General features: G+C 48.7%; 14 protein-coding genes. 3 read left to right on the plus strand and 11 right to left on the minus strand.

The features are described from left to right. Window positions 1-134 precede the first annotated feature (134 nt). The gene (locus SPB21_RS05595; RefSeq protein ID WP_499865879.1) at window positions 135-752 is read right to left on the minus strand and encodes a gluconokinase; all 618 of its coding nucleotides are present in this window, start codon (window positions 750-752) and stop codon (window positions 135-137) included. After that, on the minus strand, window positions 734-1,792 hold the full coding sequence (locus SPB21_RS05600) for an NAD(P)-dependent alcohol dehydrogenase (RefSeq protein WP_499865881.1): 1,059 nt from the start codon (window positions 1,790-1,792) through the stop codon (window positions 734-736). Before SPB21_RS05600 ends, SPB21_RS05595 begins: the two co-directional genes overlap by 19 nt. A 203-nt stretch (window positions 1,793-1,995) precedes the next feature. On the opposite strand from SPB21_RS05600, the gene SPB21_RS05605 reads away from it, so the two are divergent. Next, window positions 1,996-2,679, plus strand: coding sequence for a TetR/AcrR family transcriptional regulator C-terminal domain-containing protein (locus tag SPB21_RS05605; protein WP_250565824.1), 684 nt, complete (start codon window positions 1,996-1,998; stop codon window positions 2,677-2,679). A gap of 362 nt (window positions 2,680-3,041) precedes the next feature. On the opposite strand, the gene cynS is transcribed toward SPB21_RS05605, so the two are convergent. From cynS to SPB21_RS05630, 5 genes are all read right to left on the minus strand, one after another. Further along, window positions 3,042-3,485 carry a cyanase gene (cynS, locus tag SPB21_RS05610; protein WP_006519990.1) on the minus strand — a complete coding sequence of 148 codons (444 nt, stop codon included), beginning with the start codon at window positions 3,483-3,485 and terminating at the stop codon, window positions 3,042-3,044. 60 nt (window positions 3,486-3,545) lie between these two features. Continuing rightward, on the minus strand, window positions 3,546-4,445 hold the full coding sequence (locus SPB21_RS05615; protein WP_499059419.1) for an ABC transporter ATP-binding protein: 900 nt from the start codon (window positions 4,443-4,445) through the stop codon (window positions 3,546-3,548). Next, a complete protein-coding gene (gene ntrB / locus SPB21_RS05620; RefSeq protein ID WP_250564935.1) occupies window positions 4,442-5,281 on the minus strand; it encodes a nitrate ABC transporter permease in 840 nt (279 codons plus the stop codon). The genes SPB21_RS05615 and ntrB overlap by 4 nt, the downstream gene beginning before the upstream one ends. A 36-nt stretch (window positions 5,282-5,317) precedes the next feature. Next, a complete protein-coding gene (locus SPB21_RS05625; RefSeq protein WP_163664432.1) occupies window positions 5,318-6,958 on the minus strand; it encodes a CmpA/NrtA family ABC transporter substrate-binding protein in 1,641 nt (546 codons plus the stop codon). 249 nt (window positions 6,959-7,207) lie between these two features. Continuing rightward, on the minus strand, window positions 7,208-7,984 hold the full coding sequence (locus SPB21_RS05630; RefSeq protein WP_499865884.1) for a response regulator transcription factor: 777 nt from the start codon (window positions 7,982-7,984) through the stop codon (window positions 7,208-7,210). A gap of 222 nt (window positions 7,985-8,206) precedes the next feature. Here SPB21_RS05630 and SPB21_RS05635 point away from each other — a divergent pair, with 222 nt between their 5' ends. Continuing rightward, complete coding sequence (locus SPB21_RS05635) at window positions 8,207-9,472, plus strand: PAS domain-containing sensor histidine kinase (protein ID WP_499865886.1); 1,266 nt, start codon at window positions 8,207-8,209, stop codon at window positions 9,470-9,472. On the opposite strand, the gene SPB21_RS05640 is transcribed toward SPB21_RS05635, so the two are convergent. The 3 genes from SPB21_RS05640 to SPB21_RS05650 form a co-directional block, all read right to left on the minus strand. Continuing rightward, a complete protein-coding gene (locus SPB21_RS05640) occupies window positions 9,473-11,089 on the minus strand; it encodes a CmpA/NrtA family ABC transporter substrate-binding protein (RefSeq protein WP_499865888.1) in 1,617 nt (538 codons plus the stop codon). A gap of 241 nt (window positions 11,090-11,330) precedes the next feature. Then, window positions 11,331-12,500 carry an acyl-CoA dehydrogenase family protein gene (locus SPB21_RS05645; protein ID WP_499865890.1) on the minus strand — a complete coding sequence of 390 codons (1,170 nt, stop codon included), beginning with the start codon at window positions 12,498-12,500 and terminating at the stop codon, window positions 11,331-11,333. Between the two features lie 264 nt (window positions 12,501-12,764). Beyond that, on the minus strand, window positions 12,765-13,307 hold the full coding sequence (locus tag SPB21_RS05650) for an OsmC family protein (protein ID WP_163664422.1): 543 nt from the start codon (window positions 13,305-13,307) through the stop codon (window positions 12,765-12,767). Between the two features lie 221 nt (window positions 13,308-13,528). Here SPB21_RS05650 and SPB21_RS05655 point away from each other — a divergent pair, with 221 nt between their 5' ends. Continuing rightward, window positions 13,529-13,999 (plus strand): nuclear transport factor 2 family protein, encoded by a 471-nt coding sequence (locus tag SPB21_RS05655; protein ID WP_499865892.1) that lies wholly within the window; start codon window positions 13,529-13,531, stop codon window positions 13,997-13,999. A gap of 235 nt (window positions 14,000-14,234) precedes the next feature. Here the strand turns inward: SPB21_RS05655 and SPB21_RS05660 are convergent, their stop codons facing one another. Then, window positions 14,235-15,614, minus strand: coding sequence for an IctB family putative bicarbonate transporter (locus SPB21_RS05660; RefSeq protein WP_163699768.1), 1,380 nt, complete (start codon window positions 15,612-15,614; stop codon window positions 14,235-14,237). Between the last annotated feature and the right edge of the window lie 53 nt (window positions 15,615-15,667).

The raw sequence follows: 15,667 nt of genomic DNA on the forward strand, positions 1-15,667 counted from the left end.
GGGCACGGTCTTGTACCTGCCCCCTGTTCTGTATGAAATATTCTGTTGTTGGATAGCGTAGGGTATCCTAGGGCGAGCACATGGCACCGTATGCGATCAGGTTAAAACTCACCGTTGCGATCGCCTTTGAGATGTTAGAAATCATCGCCATAAATGTCTGAATACATGACAGCGTCACCCACATCAGAATTAGTTGAGTCGTCTCCCCCAGCTCTCTTCCACCAAGGCTTTTCTAAATCTGGAAACAACCAAGTGGCCTGGTTCAACAACTCGTCAACAATCCTGGCGGGCAACAAACGGCCATCGACCGTAATTACAGTCTCGTCTGGAGCAATGGGTTCCAAGGTCGCGAACTGACTCGCTAACATTTCAGGCTTCATATAGTGATTTGACCGCCTGAGCAGTCGCCGCTCTAGCTCTGCCTTGGGCACATCAAGCCACACTAGCTGAACGCGATCTAAAGCGGAAAGTTGTTCTCTGTAGGCGACCTTTAACGCAGAACAGGTGATAACGGTCTCGCGGTTTTTGGCAATTGCCCGGTGCATATCCCCTTGAATTTCTAACAGCCACTGCTGACGATCTCCATCGTCGAGAGGCTGCTGCGAAGACATTTTATGAATATTGGATAACGGGTGCCGCCGATCCCCTTCTAAAAAGTCGCTCTCTAGACGCTCAGCCAGCATCCGCCCCACTAGCGTTTTACCCGAACCAGCAACACCCATAATTATCCAGACTAGCGGGCAGTCGCGCATGGGCTCTCTTCCCCGATGTTAATGACAACTTTTCCTTGCACCTGACGCTGTTCAACGTGACGCATGGCGGCAGGTACCTCATCCAGGCCAAAGGTACGATCAATAAAAGGAGTAATCTTGCCAGCAACCATCAGCTCTCCCACAGTGACCAGATCATCATGATTGGGTTTCATCTCCAGACATTTCACATTGCACCCCCTGCGCTTTGCTAACCAAGGCCCCAGCAGCATTGCCTGAAAGAATGATCCGGTGGCACCCCCGATCATGACATAGGTTCCGCCCGGTTTTAAGGCAGGTAAAAAGTCAGATACCGAGCGGTAGGCGGCAGCATCAAGAATGAGATCGTACTGAGACTCTGCTTGGGTGCAGTCGGTTTTGGTATAGTCGATGACGTGATCTGCACCTTGCGATCGCACCATCTCCACCTTGCTTGTACTACACACTCCCGTTACTTCAGTGCCAAATGCCTTAGCAATCTGCACCGCAAACGACCCCACCCCCCCAGATGCACCATTGATTAAAACCTTCTGCCCTGGTTGAATCTGCCCACAATCGCGCAGGGCTTGAAGCGCAGCCATGGCTGCAGCTGGCATGGCGGCAGCGACGGCAAAAGGTACGGTGGAGGGTTTTAGCACCAAGGCATCCTGTGGCACACAGACATACTCAGCAAACGCACCAAACCCATATTCGGACACATCTCCAAACACCTGATCCCCTGGTTTAAACTGCGTCACTTCGTTACCAACGGCTTCTACAGATCCTGCCACATCTGCCCCAAGGGTTTTAATGTTGGGCTTCAAAATTCCGCCAAACATTAACCGGATTAAAAATGGCGTGCCACGCATCAAATGCCAGTCCCCTGCATTGACAGATGATGCATAAACACGGACCAACACCTGATTATCCTGTGGAACTGGCTTGTCCACATTCTCTAGTCGCAGGACATCGGTCGAACCATATTCGTCTTGGAGAATGGCCTTCATTTTGTCACTTTCCAACGTGTTTCCTTGAACGGAGGCAGAGGTCTTTAGCGTTTGCATAATGGGTCTCTCCCATGCGAAGAGTCGTTTTGCAGATGAGCGCAGCGCAGGCTCCATAGCCAATATCAGCGCTGAGTGTCTCAAATCCTAAACTTACACTGTAAGTTTAACTTACGCTGTAAGTATGTCAAGATGTGCATCGAGCCAAATGTTTAAAAACAGCTGAATGGTGAAGGGTTAGGGCTGATCTAAAGAAAAGCTAAATGGGCAAAAAGACGAATGCCACAGATACATCCCCATCGTTTCCGTTAAACCGCGAACGGATATTAGCAGCGGCCATGCAATTGGCCGATGACCATGGCATCGATGCGCTTTCGATGCGAAAGCTTGCCCAGCAGCTGGGGGTGAAGGCTATGTCGCTCTATAACCATGTGGCCAATAAGGATGACTTGATAGACGGCATGGTGGATATTGTTGCCAGTGAGATAGAGGTGCCTGATGTGGCAGTGGACTGGAAAACAGCGATGCGCAGTCGGGCGATATCAGCCCATAGGGTCTTGTTACGTCACCCTTGGGCAACCATGGCTATAGTGTCACGGGCCAATGTGGGGCCAGCAATGTTGCGCTATGTGGATGCTACCCTGGGCTGCCTGGTGGAAGCGGGCTTTTCATTTGAAATGGCGGATCATGTGTGGAATGCCATCGATAGCCATATTTATGGTTTTACCCTACAGAAGTTGAATTTTCCCTTTGAAGAAGCAGAGTATGTAGAGGCAGCGCAGCAGCATGTTGCCATGCTCCCAGTGGACACCTATCCTTACTTGAACAAGCTCACGCATTATGTCATGGATGGTCGGTATAACGGCATTCATGACTTTGAGTTTGGTCTAGAGTTGCTGCTTAATAGCCTCGATAGTTTTCGTAAAACCTCTGATAGTTTAGTTTAGGAACACGTTACTGCTGAATTTAGAGAAAGCTTAACAACACACTGAATGCAGATTTGCTGTTAGTAGTACTAAATTAGTACTACTAAAAAAGTGGCGCTTCTGGTCCAGGTAGAAGCGCCACTATGATTGGGTAAGAGTCAGCCCCAGAAAGAAAGCAAAATGAGAGTAGAGGGGATAGAAATATTTACTCTGGTAACAACACTAGCCCATCACAACAGATGATCAAAATGATAATCAGATCCCTTCCCCGTAGGCAAAGCCATGAAAGACTCCAGCTAAGGCTGCTAACACAACAACTCTTGTGAATATGCATGCGTTAGGGGCGCACAGCTAGCTGTATACCCCTACCATTTATGTTTGTCTTACCACTTCTTGTAGGGCAAGAATTTGCCACACATGATCACCTTCACCCGATCGCCCTTGGGATCTTCTTCCTTCTCCACATCAATGGAGAAATCAATCGCACTCATGATGCCATCACCAAACTTCTCATGGACCACTGCCTTAACCGGCATGCCATAAACCTGCATAATTTCATAGAAGCGATAAATCAGCGGATCAGTGGGTACCAGAGGATCTAACCCACCTTTTACAGGACACTCAGTGAGATACTCAACATATTCTGCTCCCATGCCCAAAGCCTCAACAATTTTGGTGGCTTCTTCTTCTGAAGCACTAGCCTGACGATAAAGTACTGATGCAATCCAGACTTCGTCATAGCCTAGCTTGGCTTCTAAATCAGCAAATGATACCCCTTTGGCTTTCTTTGCTGCGAGAAACTTGGCAGAGATTTCAGAAATAGCCATCGCAAAAATCACCTCTTGATTGCAAAACTTAAACAGGAATAACGCTTAACGCAGCTCTAATTATTTAACCCGGATACGAGACTCTTCAACAGCACGGGTTTCACGGAACAGATGGTGTTCCATTTCGGCCTTAAGATCGTGGTAGGCCGGATGCTGATCGATGGTTTCTCGATCGCGAGGTCGGGGGAATGGGACTTCGAGGATCTCGTCAATGCGAGCAGCTGGCCCCCGAGTCATCATCACAATGCGATCCGACAGCAGTAAGGCTTCCTCAATACTGTGGGTGATCATGATGACTGTCTTCCGGTGTTGTTCCCAAATGCGCTCAACTTCACTCTGTAGGAAGCCACGAGTTAAGGCATCCAAGGCTCCAAAGGGCTCATCCATCAGTAAAATCTGAGGATTAATAGCCAAAGCACGAGCAATGCCGACCCTTTGCCGCATCCCTCCTGAAAGTTCATGGGGATGCTTTTTCTCCGCCCCTTCCAGCCCCACTAACTGGATCTGCTCTTTAATGGTGCGAGTCCTTTGCTTGGGTGACAGCTTGGGAAAAACGGTTTCAACCGCAAACCGAATATTCTCTTCAACGGTCATCCAGGGCATCAGGGCATAGTTCTGAAAAACCATGCCTCGATCAGGACCAGGCCCTTGAATGGGGTGACCATTCAGCAATATTTCACCCCCAGTAACGGGGGATAGCCCGGCCACCATATTGAGCAATGTCGACTTACCACAGCCCGAAGGACCAATGATAGAGACAAATGTATTAGGTTCTATGTCTAAACTGATGTCTTCAATGGCGACAAAATCTCGGGTTGTCTTACCTGACAACCTACTGAAGATATCCCGTTTGCCTGCAAACACCTTGGTAACATTCCGAATGGAAAGCTGGGCCGAAGGAAATTCAGGTTCAGGAGATACGGCACCATTATTGGAATAATTGACGGAAGCAATGCTCATGCTTTACGCCCAAACGCAACAAATTTTTCTAGGGCACCAAACATACTGTCTAAGATGAGCCCAACCAGACCGATGATGAAAATCGCAACTAGAATATTCGGAATATAGAGATTATTCCATTCATTCCATATAAAGTAGCCTAACCCGGTCCCTAAAAGCATTTCAGCCGCCACAATCACCAACCAGGCGATGCCCATGCTGATCCGTAAACCGGAGACAATATTGGGTAGAGCAGCTGGAATAATCACCTTAAAGATGGTCCGCAACCTTGATGCTCCCAATGTTTTGGAGACATCTAGATACTCTGGACTTACATTGGCGACACCAAAGGCTGTATTAATCAGCGTTGGCCAGATACTGGAGATCAAAATGATAAAGACGCCCGTTTTTTCGGAATCTCGAAATATGTAGAGCCCTAAAGGTAACCAGGCTAGCGGCGAGACTGGTTTTAGGAGCTGTACATAAGGGTTAAAGGCTTTGTAGGCAATGGGTGAAATGCCAATGAGAATGCCCAGGGGAACTGCGATCGCAGAGGCTAAAATGTAACCAATTGCCACACGTCGCAAACTAATTAATAAATTCCACCCAATGCCTAAATCGTTGGGGCCATTATCAAAAAAGGGATGAGTAGTCCACCACCATAGTTCTTGCAACGTTTTAGAAGCAGTGGGCATCCCTTTAGCAAACAACTTCAGGTTGGCACCAACTTCCCAAAACACTAAGAAAAGAATGAGCGAAATAACAAATAGTCCCAACGCCTTGACATTCTCATTAAGCCATGGGGACCTACTGTCAACGCCATTAACTTTATTTAAAGCTGGCTTACTTAAGGCCATGTAATCTGCACCTCCTTCAAGATCTGACCGCTGAACTTAAACACCATTTTTATCAATTTGCTCTTTGACATAAGCTGCTGGATCAGCAGGGTCAAAGGTATCGAATTCAAGGGTCTCAGTGCGGTAAATATCTTCCGGTGGGTTAAGCCCCACCTCCTGAGCTAACTCTCTAGCTAAGTCAGTTAAGAAAATATCTTTCCCGATCTGATTATAGGTTTCGCTGGTAATAACCTGATTAGCTTTACCATCCCCTTGTAAATCCCAACGCACCAGTTGCGAAGAAATCCAGTTGGCAAAACTCTGCCAGGGATATGGATCAAAGTCAATTCGATCCGGCACACTCAGGGTGTTACCTTGACCATCCTCAAAGTTACCGGTCAGCACAGCCTCAACCACCTCAACTGGCTGATTAAGAAATGCTCTCTCGGAGATTGCCTTAGCAATTTCAGGACGATTCGCCGGATCACGAGCATAGCCAGCCGCTTCAATGATGGACTTATTCAGCGCTCTAAAGGTATTGGGATTGGCATCAATCCACTGATCGCTAGCGGCAAACGCACAGCAGGGATGACCTGGCCATAGGTCTTTAGTCAGCTTAAAGATAAACCCAGCCCCTTCAAAGACGGCACGCTGATTAAAGGGATCGGGCATTAAGTAAGCGTCAATATCTCCAGCAATCAACTGGGCAATGCTATCCGGTGGCGGCACGGGGCGAATCTTAACATCCACATCGGGGTCGATACCCCCAGTTGCTAGATAGTAGCGCAGCAACAGATTATGCATGGAATAGGGGAACGGGACGCCGATGGTAAAGCCCTTAAAGTCCGCTGGACCGTTGATCTGTCCCTTATAGCGTTCGGCAACTGTAATGGCCTGTCCATTGATATTTTCAATGCTAGCGAGTTTGACACCAAAGGATGCAGACCCTAGGCCCAGGGTCATGGCAATTGGCATCGGTGCAAGCATATGATAAGCGTCCAATTCTCCAGCAATGGCAGAGTCTCGTACGGCCCCCCAACTGGGCATCTTGACAACCTCGGCATTAAACCCATACTTGGCGTAGAAGCCCAAAGGCTCGGACATAATAATGGGTGTAGCACAGGTAATGGGAATAAAACCAATCTTGAGATCCGTTTTCTCCAGGTTGGAGACATCCACCGGAGCGGCGGCATCTTCTTCTTCTGCCGCTTGCTGGGAATTAGGGCCACAGTTGCTGAGGGTCACTAGTGCCGCACCAATGGCTAAGTTCTTAAGAAACTCTCGACGGGTAAATCGGCTGTTGCGAATGGCATCGGTAAAGAACAGTCCGGCTTGGGGGCCAAAGGCCGCTGCAAACGCATTTTCAATCCCGCCCGCTTGTCTTGCCAGGGCCAGCACCAATTTTTCACGCTTTGGATCACCTTTGCCCGCTGCTTTGAGCAACAGAGTCTTGCGGAGCTCGTAGGCGTTGACATTATCGGCAGCTCGCAGCTGCTGATCCTTATACAGCCCCATCTTCATCAGGTCATCTACCATCTCCACTGGGTCCTGGGGCATGGTTTGTAAGAATTCCCAATGGGAATGGGTCAGATGAGCTCCACCACAGATGACGCAGGCCGTCTGAAAATCGGTGAGATTGCCGCGATCGCAATTTAGATTGTTCCACCCTTGATCAGTTTGTGCGGAGGTTAAAACCATAGGATTACTCACCTTAACTAGCGTTGACTGAGACTATTGGTTATCCACGTAAGTTAAACGGCGTCCAAGGGAAAATGGATAATGTCCTTTGCCATAGAACTCCACACTTGGACACGAACTAAGTTTATATGCGGGATTTGATAGTAAAATTTATACCAATCACTTCTAGAGATTACATTGGATTATTTTTTGCAAAACTAGGACTTTTTAAGTCTGTTGGCTGTTTATAGCGTTGTTTTGTTGCGATTGTTACGAATTGGGACCACTCCGCCAAACCTGTGGCGTCATGCCATGGAGCTTGCGAAATTGTCGAGTGAAATAGCCAGCATCGGTGTAGCCGATAGAGCTGGCTATTTGTTTAATGGACTCAGCCGTATTGGACAATAATTGTCGAGCTTGAGCCATGCGCCGGGCAATAATCCAAGCTTTTACTGTTCGACCTGTATGGCTTTGGGATAGATTCGTTAAATAAGCAGGAGAGTAGCCCACAGCCTGAGCTACATCGGTTAAGTTAATGGGTTTTTGATAATGAGCTTCGATAAATTCGAAAACAGCGTTCAGTCGCGGACATTCAGGAAAGATTGTTTCAGCAGTAGCCTGATCCTGACCCTGGGCATCCATAAAAGATGTTGCTTGTAACCCGCGTTTAAGTTCATCTTGACGCTTTAGGCGGGATGCGATCGCATCCAAAAAAGTCTCTACCGTACAGGGTTTTGTCAAATAGTCATCTGCCCCCAAGGTCATACCCTGTCGGAGGTCTGCCATTGTTACCTTGGCCGTTAAAAAGATCAATGGAATTGCAGCTGTCACCGCGTTCCCTCTAAGGGAGGTCAATACCTCATAGCCATTCATGTCTGGCATCATAATGTCGCAAACCACCAGATCAGGACGATGTTTTGTCGCTAGTCTAACGCCAGTAGACCCATTTTCTGCGCCAATGCCTTTGAACTTTTCAAATTTCAAACAGCGGAGAAAAATTTCTCTTGTTTGGGCCTCATCTTCAATGACCAGAATCGTTTTCACCATGGCCCCTACCATCTTAGATGGAAATTAAGATAATACTCTTGCCGTTGCTGACCTCCAGGAAAAACAAATCTAACCCGTTCTAACCAATCATTTTAGACCGATGGCTCCAATAAATCAGCAAGGGCCTACCCTCTGCTGAGGGTATTTTGTATGCTTAACTAACAGGTTTAAGGGTTTTAGGAACCAGTCGTGGTGTAGTGCACTACAGTCTTGAACAGCTTTATGGAACCACGTGATGCCGCTAGCCTTTCAGAACATGACGAACTTGAAGCTCTACGTCGTCAACATCAGCTAATTCTCAACGCCGTGGGCGAGGGGGTCTATGGGTTAGACCTGCAGGGCAATGTTACCTTTGTGAATCCAGCTGCCGCTGCCATGATCGATTGGGAGATGGAGGATTTGATCGGTCAGTCGATGCATCGAGTTCTCCATCATTCCCATGCTGATGGCAGTCCCTATCCCAGGGAATGTTGTCCGATCTATGAAGTTTTCCAACAAGGGCATGTGCAAAGGGTTACCGATGAAGTCTTTTGGCGCAAGGATGGCACCTGTTTCCCGGTGGAATACATTAGTACGCCCATGCGCGACGATCATGGCGAACTGATTGGGGCGGTGGTGACCTTTCGCGATATCAGCCAACGCAAGTGGGCTGAGACGGTCTTGCAACAGACCAACGAAGATTTAGAACTCAAAGTAAAAAAGCGGACAGCCGAGCTCTATGCGGCCAATGAGCGATTGCGGGAGTTGAGTGACCTCAAGTCCAGATTTGTCTCCATGGTGTGCCATGAATTTCGCAATCCAATGAATAATATTGCGCTGTCAGTCTCCTCTTTAAATCGGTATGACGAACAATTATCGCAGTCGCAGAAAAATCAATATCTTGTGACTATTAAAGAGAATATTGAGCGCATGACTCAGATGATCGACGATATTTTAGTGCTTGGTAAATTGGAAGCCAAGCGCTTATGCCTCAACCCTGAGCCCCTAAATCTCGTCGACTTTTGTCGCAATCTGCTGACAGAACTGCCCTCACAAACGGGGCAGCTGGAATTCACTGGCAGACACAAACCTTTGATCGCGAAACTAGATCAAACGCTTTTGCGTTCAATTTTGACCAATATTCTGTCTAATGCTGTTCGCTACACCCTGGATGGCAGATCTGTTTATTTGTCTCTATTCCGCCATAAGGAACAGGCAGTTTTTGTAGTCAAAGACAACGGTCTAGGAATTCCGCCGGAAGATTATCCCCATCTATTTGAACCGTTTCACCGAGGCAAGAATGTCAGTAACATTCCAGGTACTGGATTAGGCCTAAGTATTGTCAAACAGTTTGTTGATTTCCAACAGGGAGATATTCAGGTCAAAAGCCAGCTGGGCACAGGGACAACGTTTAAGGTGATTTTGCCATTGTCGTTGCCAGTTGTTGAGACCCACTCCGATCTCGGAGTCTATCCTAGACGAGACTCCGAGATCGGTCATCCGGGTTAGTTAAACGCCAAACTTATCAACCTGCTCTTTCAAGTACTCATCGGCTTTGTCTGGGTCAAAATCGCCAAACTTCATCTTTTCGATCCGGGAGATTTCCTCGGGTGAATCCACACCCAGTTCTAGGGCGAGTTCCCGTGCTAGATCCGTCAAGAAGAACTCTTGACCACCATCGGCAATCTTATCCGCCGCCGTGTAATCCCAGCGTACGAGCTGTGTAGTAATCCAGCTGGCAAAACTCTTCCAAGGGTAGGGGTCAAAGTAAATCCGATCGGGAATGTCAAAGGTGTTGCCCTGACCATCTTCAAACTGACCGGTCATGACAGCTTCCAGCACTGGCAAGGGCTGATTCAGATATTCACGAGGGGCAATAGCCGCTGCAATTTCCTTACGGTTGGCTGGATTGTTGGCGTAGGTAGCCCCGTCAATAATGGCCTTGTTAAGGGCGCGGAATGTGTTGGGGTGTTCATCAATCCAATTCTGAGCAGCAACAAAGGCGCAGCAGGGATGCCCTTCCCACAGGTCTTTGGTTAAGAGATGAATGAAACCAATGTCATCCTGCACGACCCGCTGGGTAAAGTTGTCGGGCAGGATAAAGGCATCGATTTGACCGGTGGACATTTTTGCGATCGCATCCGGTGGGGGCAAAATCAACAGCTTCACATCGTTGTCTGGATCCAACCCGCCAGTGGCCAGGTAGTAACGTAACAGCAGGTTATGGTTGGAATAATCATAGGGAATGCCGATGGTCATGCCCTTAAAGTCGGCGGGACCGTTGACATTGCCCAGGTGTTTGTTGGCAACGGCAATACCCTGGCCGTTGTTGTTCTCAATGCTGGCTAGCTTAATTGAGAAAGGAGTGGACCCCAAGCCAAGGGACATGGCAATGGGCATGGGTGCAAGCATGTGGTAAGCGTCGAGTTCACCTGCGATCGCAGCATCCCTGACCACCGACCAGCTAGCATACTTCATCAGCTCCACATCGAGACCATGCTTCTCATAGAAGCCCAGCGGCTGCGACATAATAATCGGAGTCGCACAGGTAATCGGCAAAAACGCTAGCTTCAGACTCGTTTTCTCCAACGAGCCAGCAGGGGCACCAGCAACAGACCCTTGAGGATCATCAGTAACCTCCGCTGAATCGGCACAGTTGGCTAACGTGACCAAAGCTGCCCCTACGGCAATGTTCTGTAAAAACTTACGCCGAGTTACCTGACTGATGCGCTGAGCATCACTAAAAAACTCTCCAGCCTTAGGCCCAAAGGCTGCACCAAACGCCTGATCCAGACCGCCTGCCAGGTCAATTAAATCTCGAACCAGCCGCTCTCGCTTAGGGCTACCCTTGCCCACCTTACTCACAAACAGAGCCGTTCGTAGCTCCGCCTGACTAATAGCATCAGCAGTCTCAATGGCCTCCGGCTTATAAAACCGCATTTTAGCCAGATCATCGATCAGATCAGCCGGATTTTGGGGCATCTCCGACTCAGCCATCAAACGCCAGTGGTCCTGAGTAGAATGATAACTTCCACAAACAACGCAGCGGGTCGGCATGGTACTAGTCCCACCATATTGGCAAGAAAGACTATTCCACTGGCGGAACTGATCCGTGACCGATTTCATATTAATTTTTGGGTAGAACTAAAGCCTGATTATATCTATTAGAACGGTTAATCTATCTTATTTTCGTATCAACGGATACCGTTTTACAGACTTTGACTTTCGTTACAACCCTCAGTGTCCACTGCCTGCAAGGTCGGCTAAGTGATGCATTCAAAGGCTATATTGCCTAAACTTGAATGTCCCCTCCGGTCAAGCAGCCTGCAGGAGGGTAAGCAATTCCCACCCTCCCAATTTGAGACTATTAGGCAACCGATAAAGCGGGTTGCTGCTTCATATCAGCCAACATCTTCTTCAGATGCTTGAGAGCGGGAGTCACAATCGCCACAAAATAAGCTTCCCGCAACTTACGCTCTGCTGGGCTACCATGCACATAGGCCCTGGCTCCCGCATGCAGCATGGCCGCTTGAGCAGACCGTAACGAGAGTTCTGCACCGGTTACCCGGGCTTGAATAATCTCGCGATCCAGTTGTGGATCAGCCAACCCTGTACATTCATTCAGCTGGTCAGCCAGGCTATAGGTATGCAACCGAGCCATGTGCAAAGCATCAGCCAGGTCTTCAACTTGATCATCCAAATAGCAATTTACATGACCCAGACGCTTATTAGACCGCCGCATCAGCTCAATACAGCTATCGGCTAATCCTAACCCCATACCCATCTGGGTCAAAATAAATCCAGGGCGAATGCAGGCGACATACTCCTCACAGGGAGATGCCAAAACCCACTCATCTGGAACAAAGGCATCACGGAATACACAGCTATAGGTGCCTGTCCCTTCCAGGGCAATAAAGTGAGCATTAAGCCGCAGCGACATCCCCTCTAGCGCATCGGAAACAAGCGCCATCATGTAGTCTTCCGAATCAGCCAGTTTGGCGGCAATCCCAAAATAGTGGCCAGGCCCCAAATTAGACACCCAGGGCAGCAGGCCGTTGACGATGTAGCCACCGTCCACACGCGTTGCCGTCAGGGCAATTTTCTCAATATCGGCAAAATGCTTCATGGGGTTTGATAACCCAGTACCGGCTAGCACCTGACCAGTCGCGACTTTAGGCAGCATCTCTGCTTTCAGCGTCGTGTTCTGAGTGTTTTCTAAGTACCAGGTGCAGGCCACCTGACACCAGGTAATAAATCCGGTCGAAAGACAGTCTTTAGAAATTTCTTCAATGCTTTGAATCGCTGTTCTCAATCCTTTACCCGACCCCTGGTAGTCGGTGGACACTGCATGGGCAAAGGCATGGGTAGTCCCTAGCTGGTGCATAATCTGATCCGGATACTCTCCTTTGAGATCAATGTCTTGCACCTTAGGTGTCAGCACTTGATTAATTATAGTGCGTAGGTTAGCAATGGCCGGATCTGAATCTAAGGTTGCCGAAGATGCCTTATGATTCGATGATTTTGAAATGGTTTGCATGGCGATGCTCTATAAAAGGCCGATGTATTGAGTTGGGCTGATAAAGCGGTATGTGATGATCGCTGGGTTAGATTTTTGAAGCTTGAAAACCTAATGGAGACCTAACGATGCCAAAATATTGTATTGGTTGCCAGAATCGACATTACCCAAACGAATATACGCAAGAAATGCCCTAAGCCAGAGACGAAAAGGTTAAAGAGAAGTTTCCGGAGTTTCTCACGGTAGAAACTCCGACTTTAGATAAATTTAATCCAACCGTTCCAATTAAACCGTTGAAACCGATACCGGCATAGGGTTGCTTAATGTCGCAGACACCGGTGACCATGTATTCGCATGGGTCACCATTTCCTCTAGCACTGCCCGGTCCGCGTCACCGTCGATGTCTACCTTAACGCGCACGTCAGTAAACCCAGCCTGAGGCTTGGCCAATTCTCCAGTCCCCCAGGTGCTAACAATGTTGATATCGCCTTCTAGGGCAACTTCTAGCTTAGTTAAGGTAACGCCTTTTGCAGCGGCATTGGCCTGAATGCCCACCACCAAGCAGGAACCCAGGGCTCCCAACACAATCTCAGATGGGTTGGGTGCGGTATTATCTCCCAAAAGAACAGGAGGTTCATCAATGGCAAATGCGTCCAGATCACGGGCGTAGTTAAGGCTGCGAAACTTGCCTGTGCAGACAGTTTTAACTTTTAGGGTTTTATCGGCAGGGTTGGCCTTATTCTTAGCGGCTAAATCTGTTAGACCGTCTTGAGGAATGGGGGTAAGCGGTGCCTTTACCTCAGCGGTTACGGTAGTTGCTTCGGCCATGATTTTATCCAAGTAGAATGATCACTCTACTTAAGATACAAGAAACTCCTGGGAGGTGAAAGGTCAATGTTATTGATTGATAAAAATAGAGAGCACTGAGAGCCCCAAGAAAATCCTAGTTTTCCAAAAGTTCGTCCCATCTACCTGGCACGCTGAGGGGTATATATAGGGAGAATGAACTCCGAATTCACTCTTTGACTGATTACTCAGGATTCTTGCCCATGTCAGCTGCGAAACTGGTCCCCCCATTTACCTATGAGATTGCTGTTAAAAAAGTTCGTATGGCAGAAGATGCCTGGAACAGTAGAGATCCACAACGGGTTTCCATGGCTTACTCAGAAAATAGCCACTGGCGCAATCGGGCTGAGGTTTTTCAGGGACGAGATGCGATTCGAGAGTTTTTGACCCGAAAATGGGATAAGGAACTGGATTATCGTTTGACTAAGGAGATGTGGGCCTTTGGTGAGAATCGGATTGCGGTGCGCTTTCAGTATGAATGGCACGATGATGCCGGTCAGTGGTATCGCGCCTATGGTAATGAGAATTGGGAATTTGACGAGGATGGGTTAATGCGTCGCCGAGAGGCGAGCATTAACGATAAGCCCATTACTGAAGAAGAACGTCGCTTTTTCTGGCCTGCGCCCGGTCCTCGTCCAGACGATCACCCGGGGCTGATAGATTCTCCAGAGTAGTGCGATCGCACCAACTATAATAATGGGGCACTGCCCCGCAGGGTGCCTGCCAATATTCCTAGGGGAACTCCCCATAGACCAGGGATTCTGTTGCCATTGTTAATAATCACCCCCATCACAAAGAAGACACTGTGAGAACAGATCTGACGAACAGAACTAGTCTCCTCCGGTAATCCTATCCAGGATGTTTCATCGTCCTCAGGCCCATGGGCTCTGGGGATGTCATAACGTAGCCCTATTCTTCGTAGCGTTGCTGGCGAGGCACATAGAAACTGGCAATAATGGCCATGCACAGCCACCAGAGGGTGCTGACCTGGGGACGATACCAGACGGTATCGACTAAACCGTGGACCAACATACCAGAACAGGTTGCGATCGCGCCAATCAGCCAATAGCCCTGCCCATTCATATCCATCCGCAGACGCCGTAGCTGGTGTAACCCTTGATATAAGGTTGTTCCTAACATCCACAACAGAGCCGTAAAGCCAATAATGCCGGCCTCAACCAGGGTTTCTAGAAAAATTGAATAGGCACTCAAAGCAGTGTAGTTAGGACGCTGGTAGAACGGATAAACTCTGTTAAAAGCTTCATTACCAGGGCCAATGCCAATGACAGGCCGCGCCCGGATCATATCCATCACCCCTTCCCACACATTAATGCGGAAGTTGTTGCTGCTGTCTCCCCGACCGGCAAACATGGTCATAGCCCGTTCACGCACCGGGCCAACAAACAGCACGGCAAATACAACCAAACCGGCCATTAACCCCAACAACATCGGTAGTGCCCATTTCTTCCAAAAAGATGGAAACAGTTCACTCCACCAGTACACCAGCAGCACTGCCAGCACAAAAAATAATCCCAACAGCCCTATCCAACCGCCACGGCTGTAGCTCAGCACCAAACAGGCAAGATTTAGAAAAAAAGCAATGGCTGCCAACACCTTAGGTAGCCAGCGGGGCCATACAAAAAAGGCACTAACGCTCATGGCAACTGCAGGCATCAGATAGGCTGCCAACAAATTAGGATTTTTTAGATAGCTATAAACTCGAGTTGCCCCAGATAAATTAGTGGTCGGATCCACCCAGGTGGCCAGGGCCTCAGCTCCAAAAAAATATTGGCGCATACCATAGACCGCTACGGGTAAAGTCGCCAGCACATAGACAGAGACCACCCCCGTACGCAACTTTGGCTGCCGCAGTATCCGTGCCAGCAGCATAAACAGCAACAGATTCAAGGTGAGCTTAATCAACCCAGAAACGGCGGCAGCTTTGACCGGCGACAGGGCCGTAGCTAATACCATGGTGGCCCAGTAAAGGGTGACCCCCAAATGAATAGGCGTGAGCCAACCGTTGGCCTCATCGCTGACTGTGAGGAGAAACCACAGCGCTGCACAGGCCACCAGCAAAATACCAATGAGGGTGGTGGAGGTATAGGGAGACAGTACCAGCAGCACCGCTACGATAGCAGCTGCTATCAGGTCGCCATGGGGCAGTAGCCCGCTACCCTGACGCCATTTACGTAATGGCGTTAGCAGCCAATGGATAAGGCTCACCTCTCGCCACTGCTGTAGCGAAAGCTGACCAAAGGTAAGGGTACGCAACACTGAATCAATCATTAGGGCAGCCAGCAAATATGCGCCTGTATAGTAGCGGGTCAGTGTCTATTCCC

The sequence above is a fragment of the Leptothoe sp. ISB3NOV94-8A genome, assembly GCF_043421595.1.
GTDB lineage: Bacteria > Cyanobacteriota > Cyanobacteriia > Phormidesmidales > Phormidesmidaceae > Leptothoe > Leptothoe turfae.

What these genes read in the sequence shown, in the direction of transcription:
- SPB21_RS05635 (WP_499865886.1), top strand. Translation starts at nt 8,207, where the DNA reads ATGGAACCACGTGATGCCGCTAGCCTTTCAGAACATGACGAACTTGAA.
- SPB21_RS05625 (WP_163664432.1), bottom strand. Translation starts at nt 6,958, where the DNA reads ATGGTTTTAACCTCCGCACAAACTGATCAAGGGTGGAACAATCTAAAT.
- SPB21_RS05615 (WP_499059419.1), bottom strand. Translation starts at nt 4,445, where the DNA reads ATGAGCATTGCTTCCGTCAATTATTCCAATAATGGTGCCGTATCTCCT.
- SPB21_RS05655 (WP_499865892.1), top strand. Translation starts at nt 13,529, where the DNA reads ATGTCAGCTGCGAAACTGGTCCCCCCATTTACCTATGAGATTGCTGTT.
- cynS (WP_006519990.1), bottom strand. Translation starts at nt 3,485, where the DNA reads ATGGCTATTTCTGAAATCTCTGCCAAGTTTCTCGCAGCAAAGAAAGCC.
- SPB21_RS05595 (WP_499865879.1), bottom strand. Translation starts at nt 752, where the DNA reads ATGCGCGACTGCCCGCTAGTCTGGATAATTATGGGTGTTGCTGGTTCG.
- SPB21_RS05605 (WP_250565824.1), top strand. Translation starts at nt 1,996, where the DNA reads ATGGGCAAAAAGACGAATGCCACAGATACATCCCCATCGTTTCCGTTA.
- ntrB (WP_250564935.1), bottom strand. Translation starts at nt 5,281, where the DNA reads ATGGCCTTAAGTAAGCCAGCTTTAAATAAAGTTAATGGCGTTGACAGT.
- SPB21_RS05645 (WP_499865890.1), bottom strand. Translation starts at nt 12,500, where the DNA reads ATGCAAACCATTTCAAAATCATCGAATCATAAGGCATCTTCGGCAACC.
- SPB21_RS05660 (WP_163699768.1), bottom strand. Translation starts at nt 15,614, where the DNA reads ATGATTGATTCAGTGTTGCGTACCCTTACCTTTGGTCAGCTTTCGCTA.
- SPB21_RS05650 (WP_163664422.1), bottom strand. Translation starts at nt 13,307, where the DNA reads ATGGCCGAAGCAACTACCGTAACCGCTGAGGTAAAGGCACCGCTTACC.
- SPB21_RS05600 (WP_499865881.1), bottom strand. Translation starts at nt 1,792, where the DNA reads ATGCAAACGCTAAAGACCTCTGCCTCCGTTCAAGGAAACACGTTGGAA.
- SPB21_RS05640 (WP_499865888.1), bottom strand. Translation starts at nt 11,089, where the DNA reads ATGAAATCGGTCACGGATCAGTTCCGCCAGTGGAATAGTCTTTCTTGC.
- SPB21_RS05630 (WP_499865884.1), bottom strand. Translation starts at nt 7,984, where the DNA reads ATGGTGAAAACGATTCTGGTCATTGAAGATGAGGCCCAAACAAGAGAA.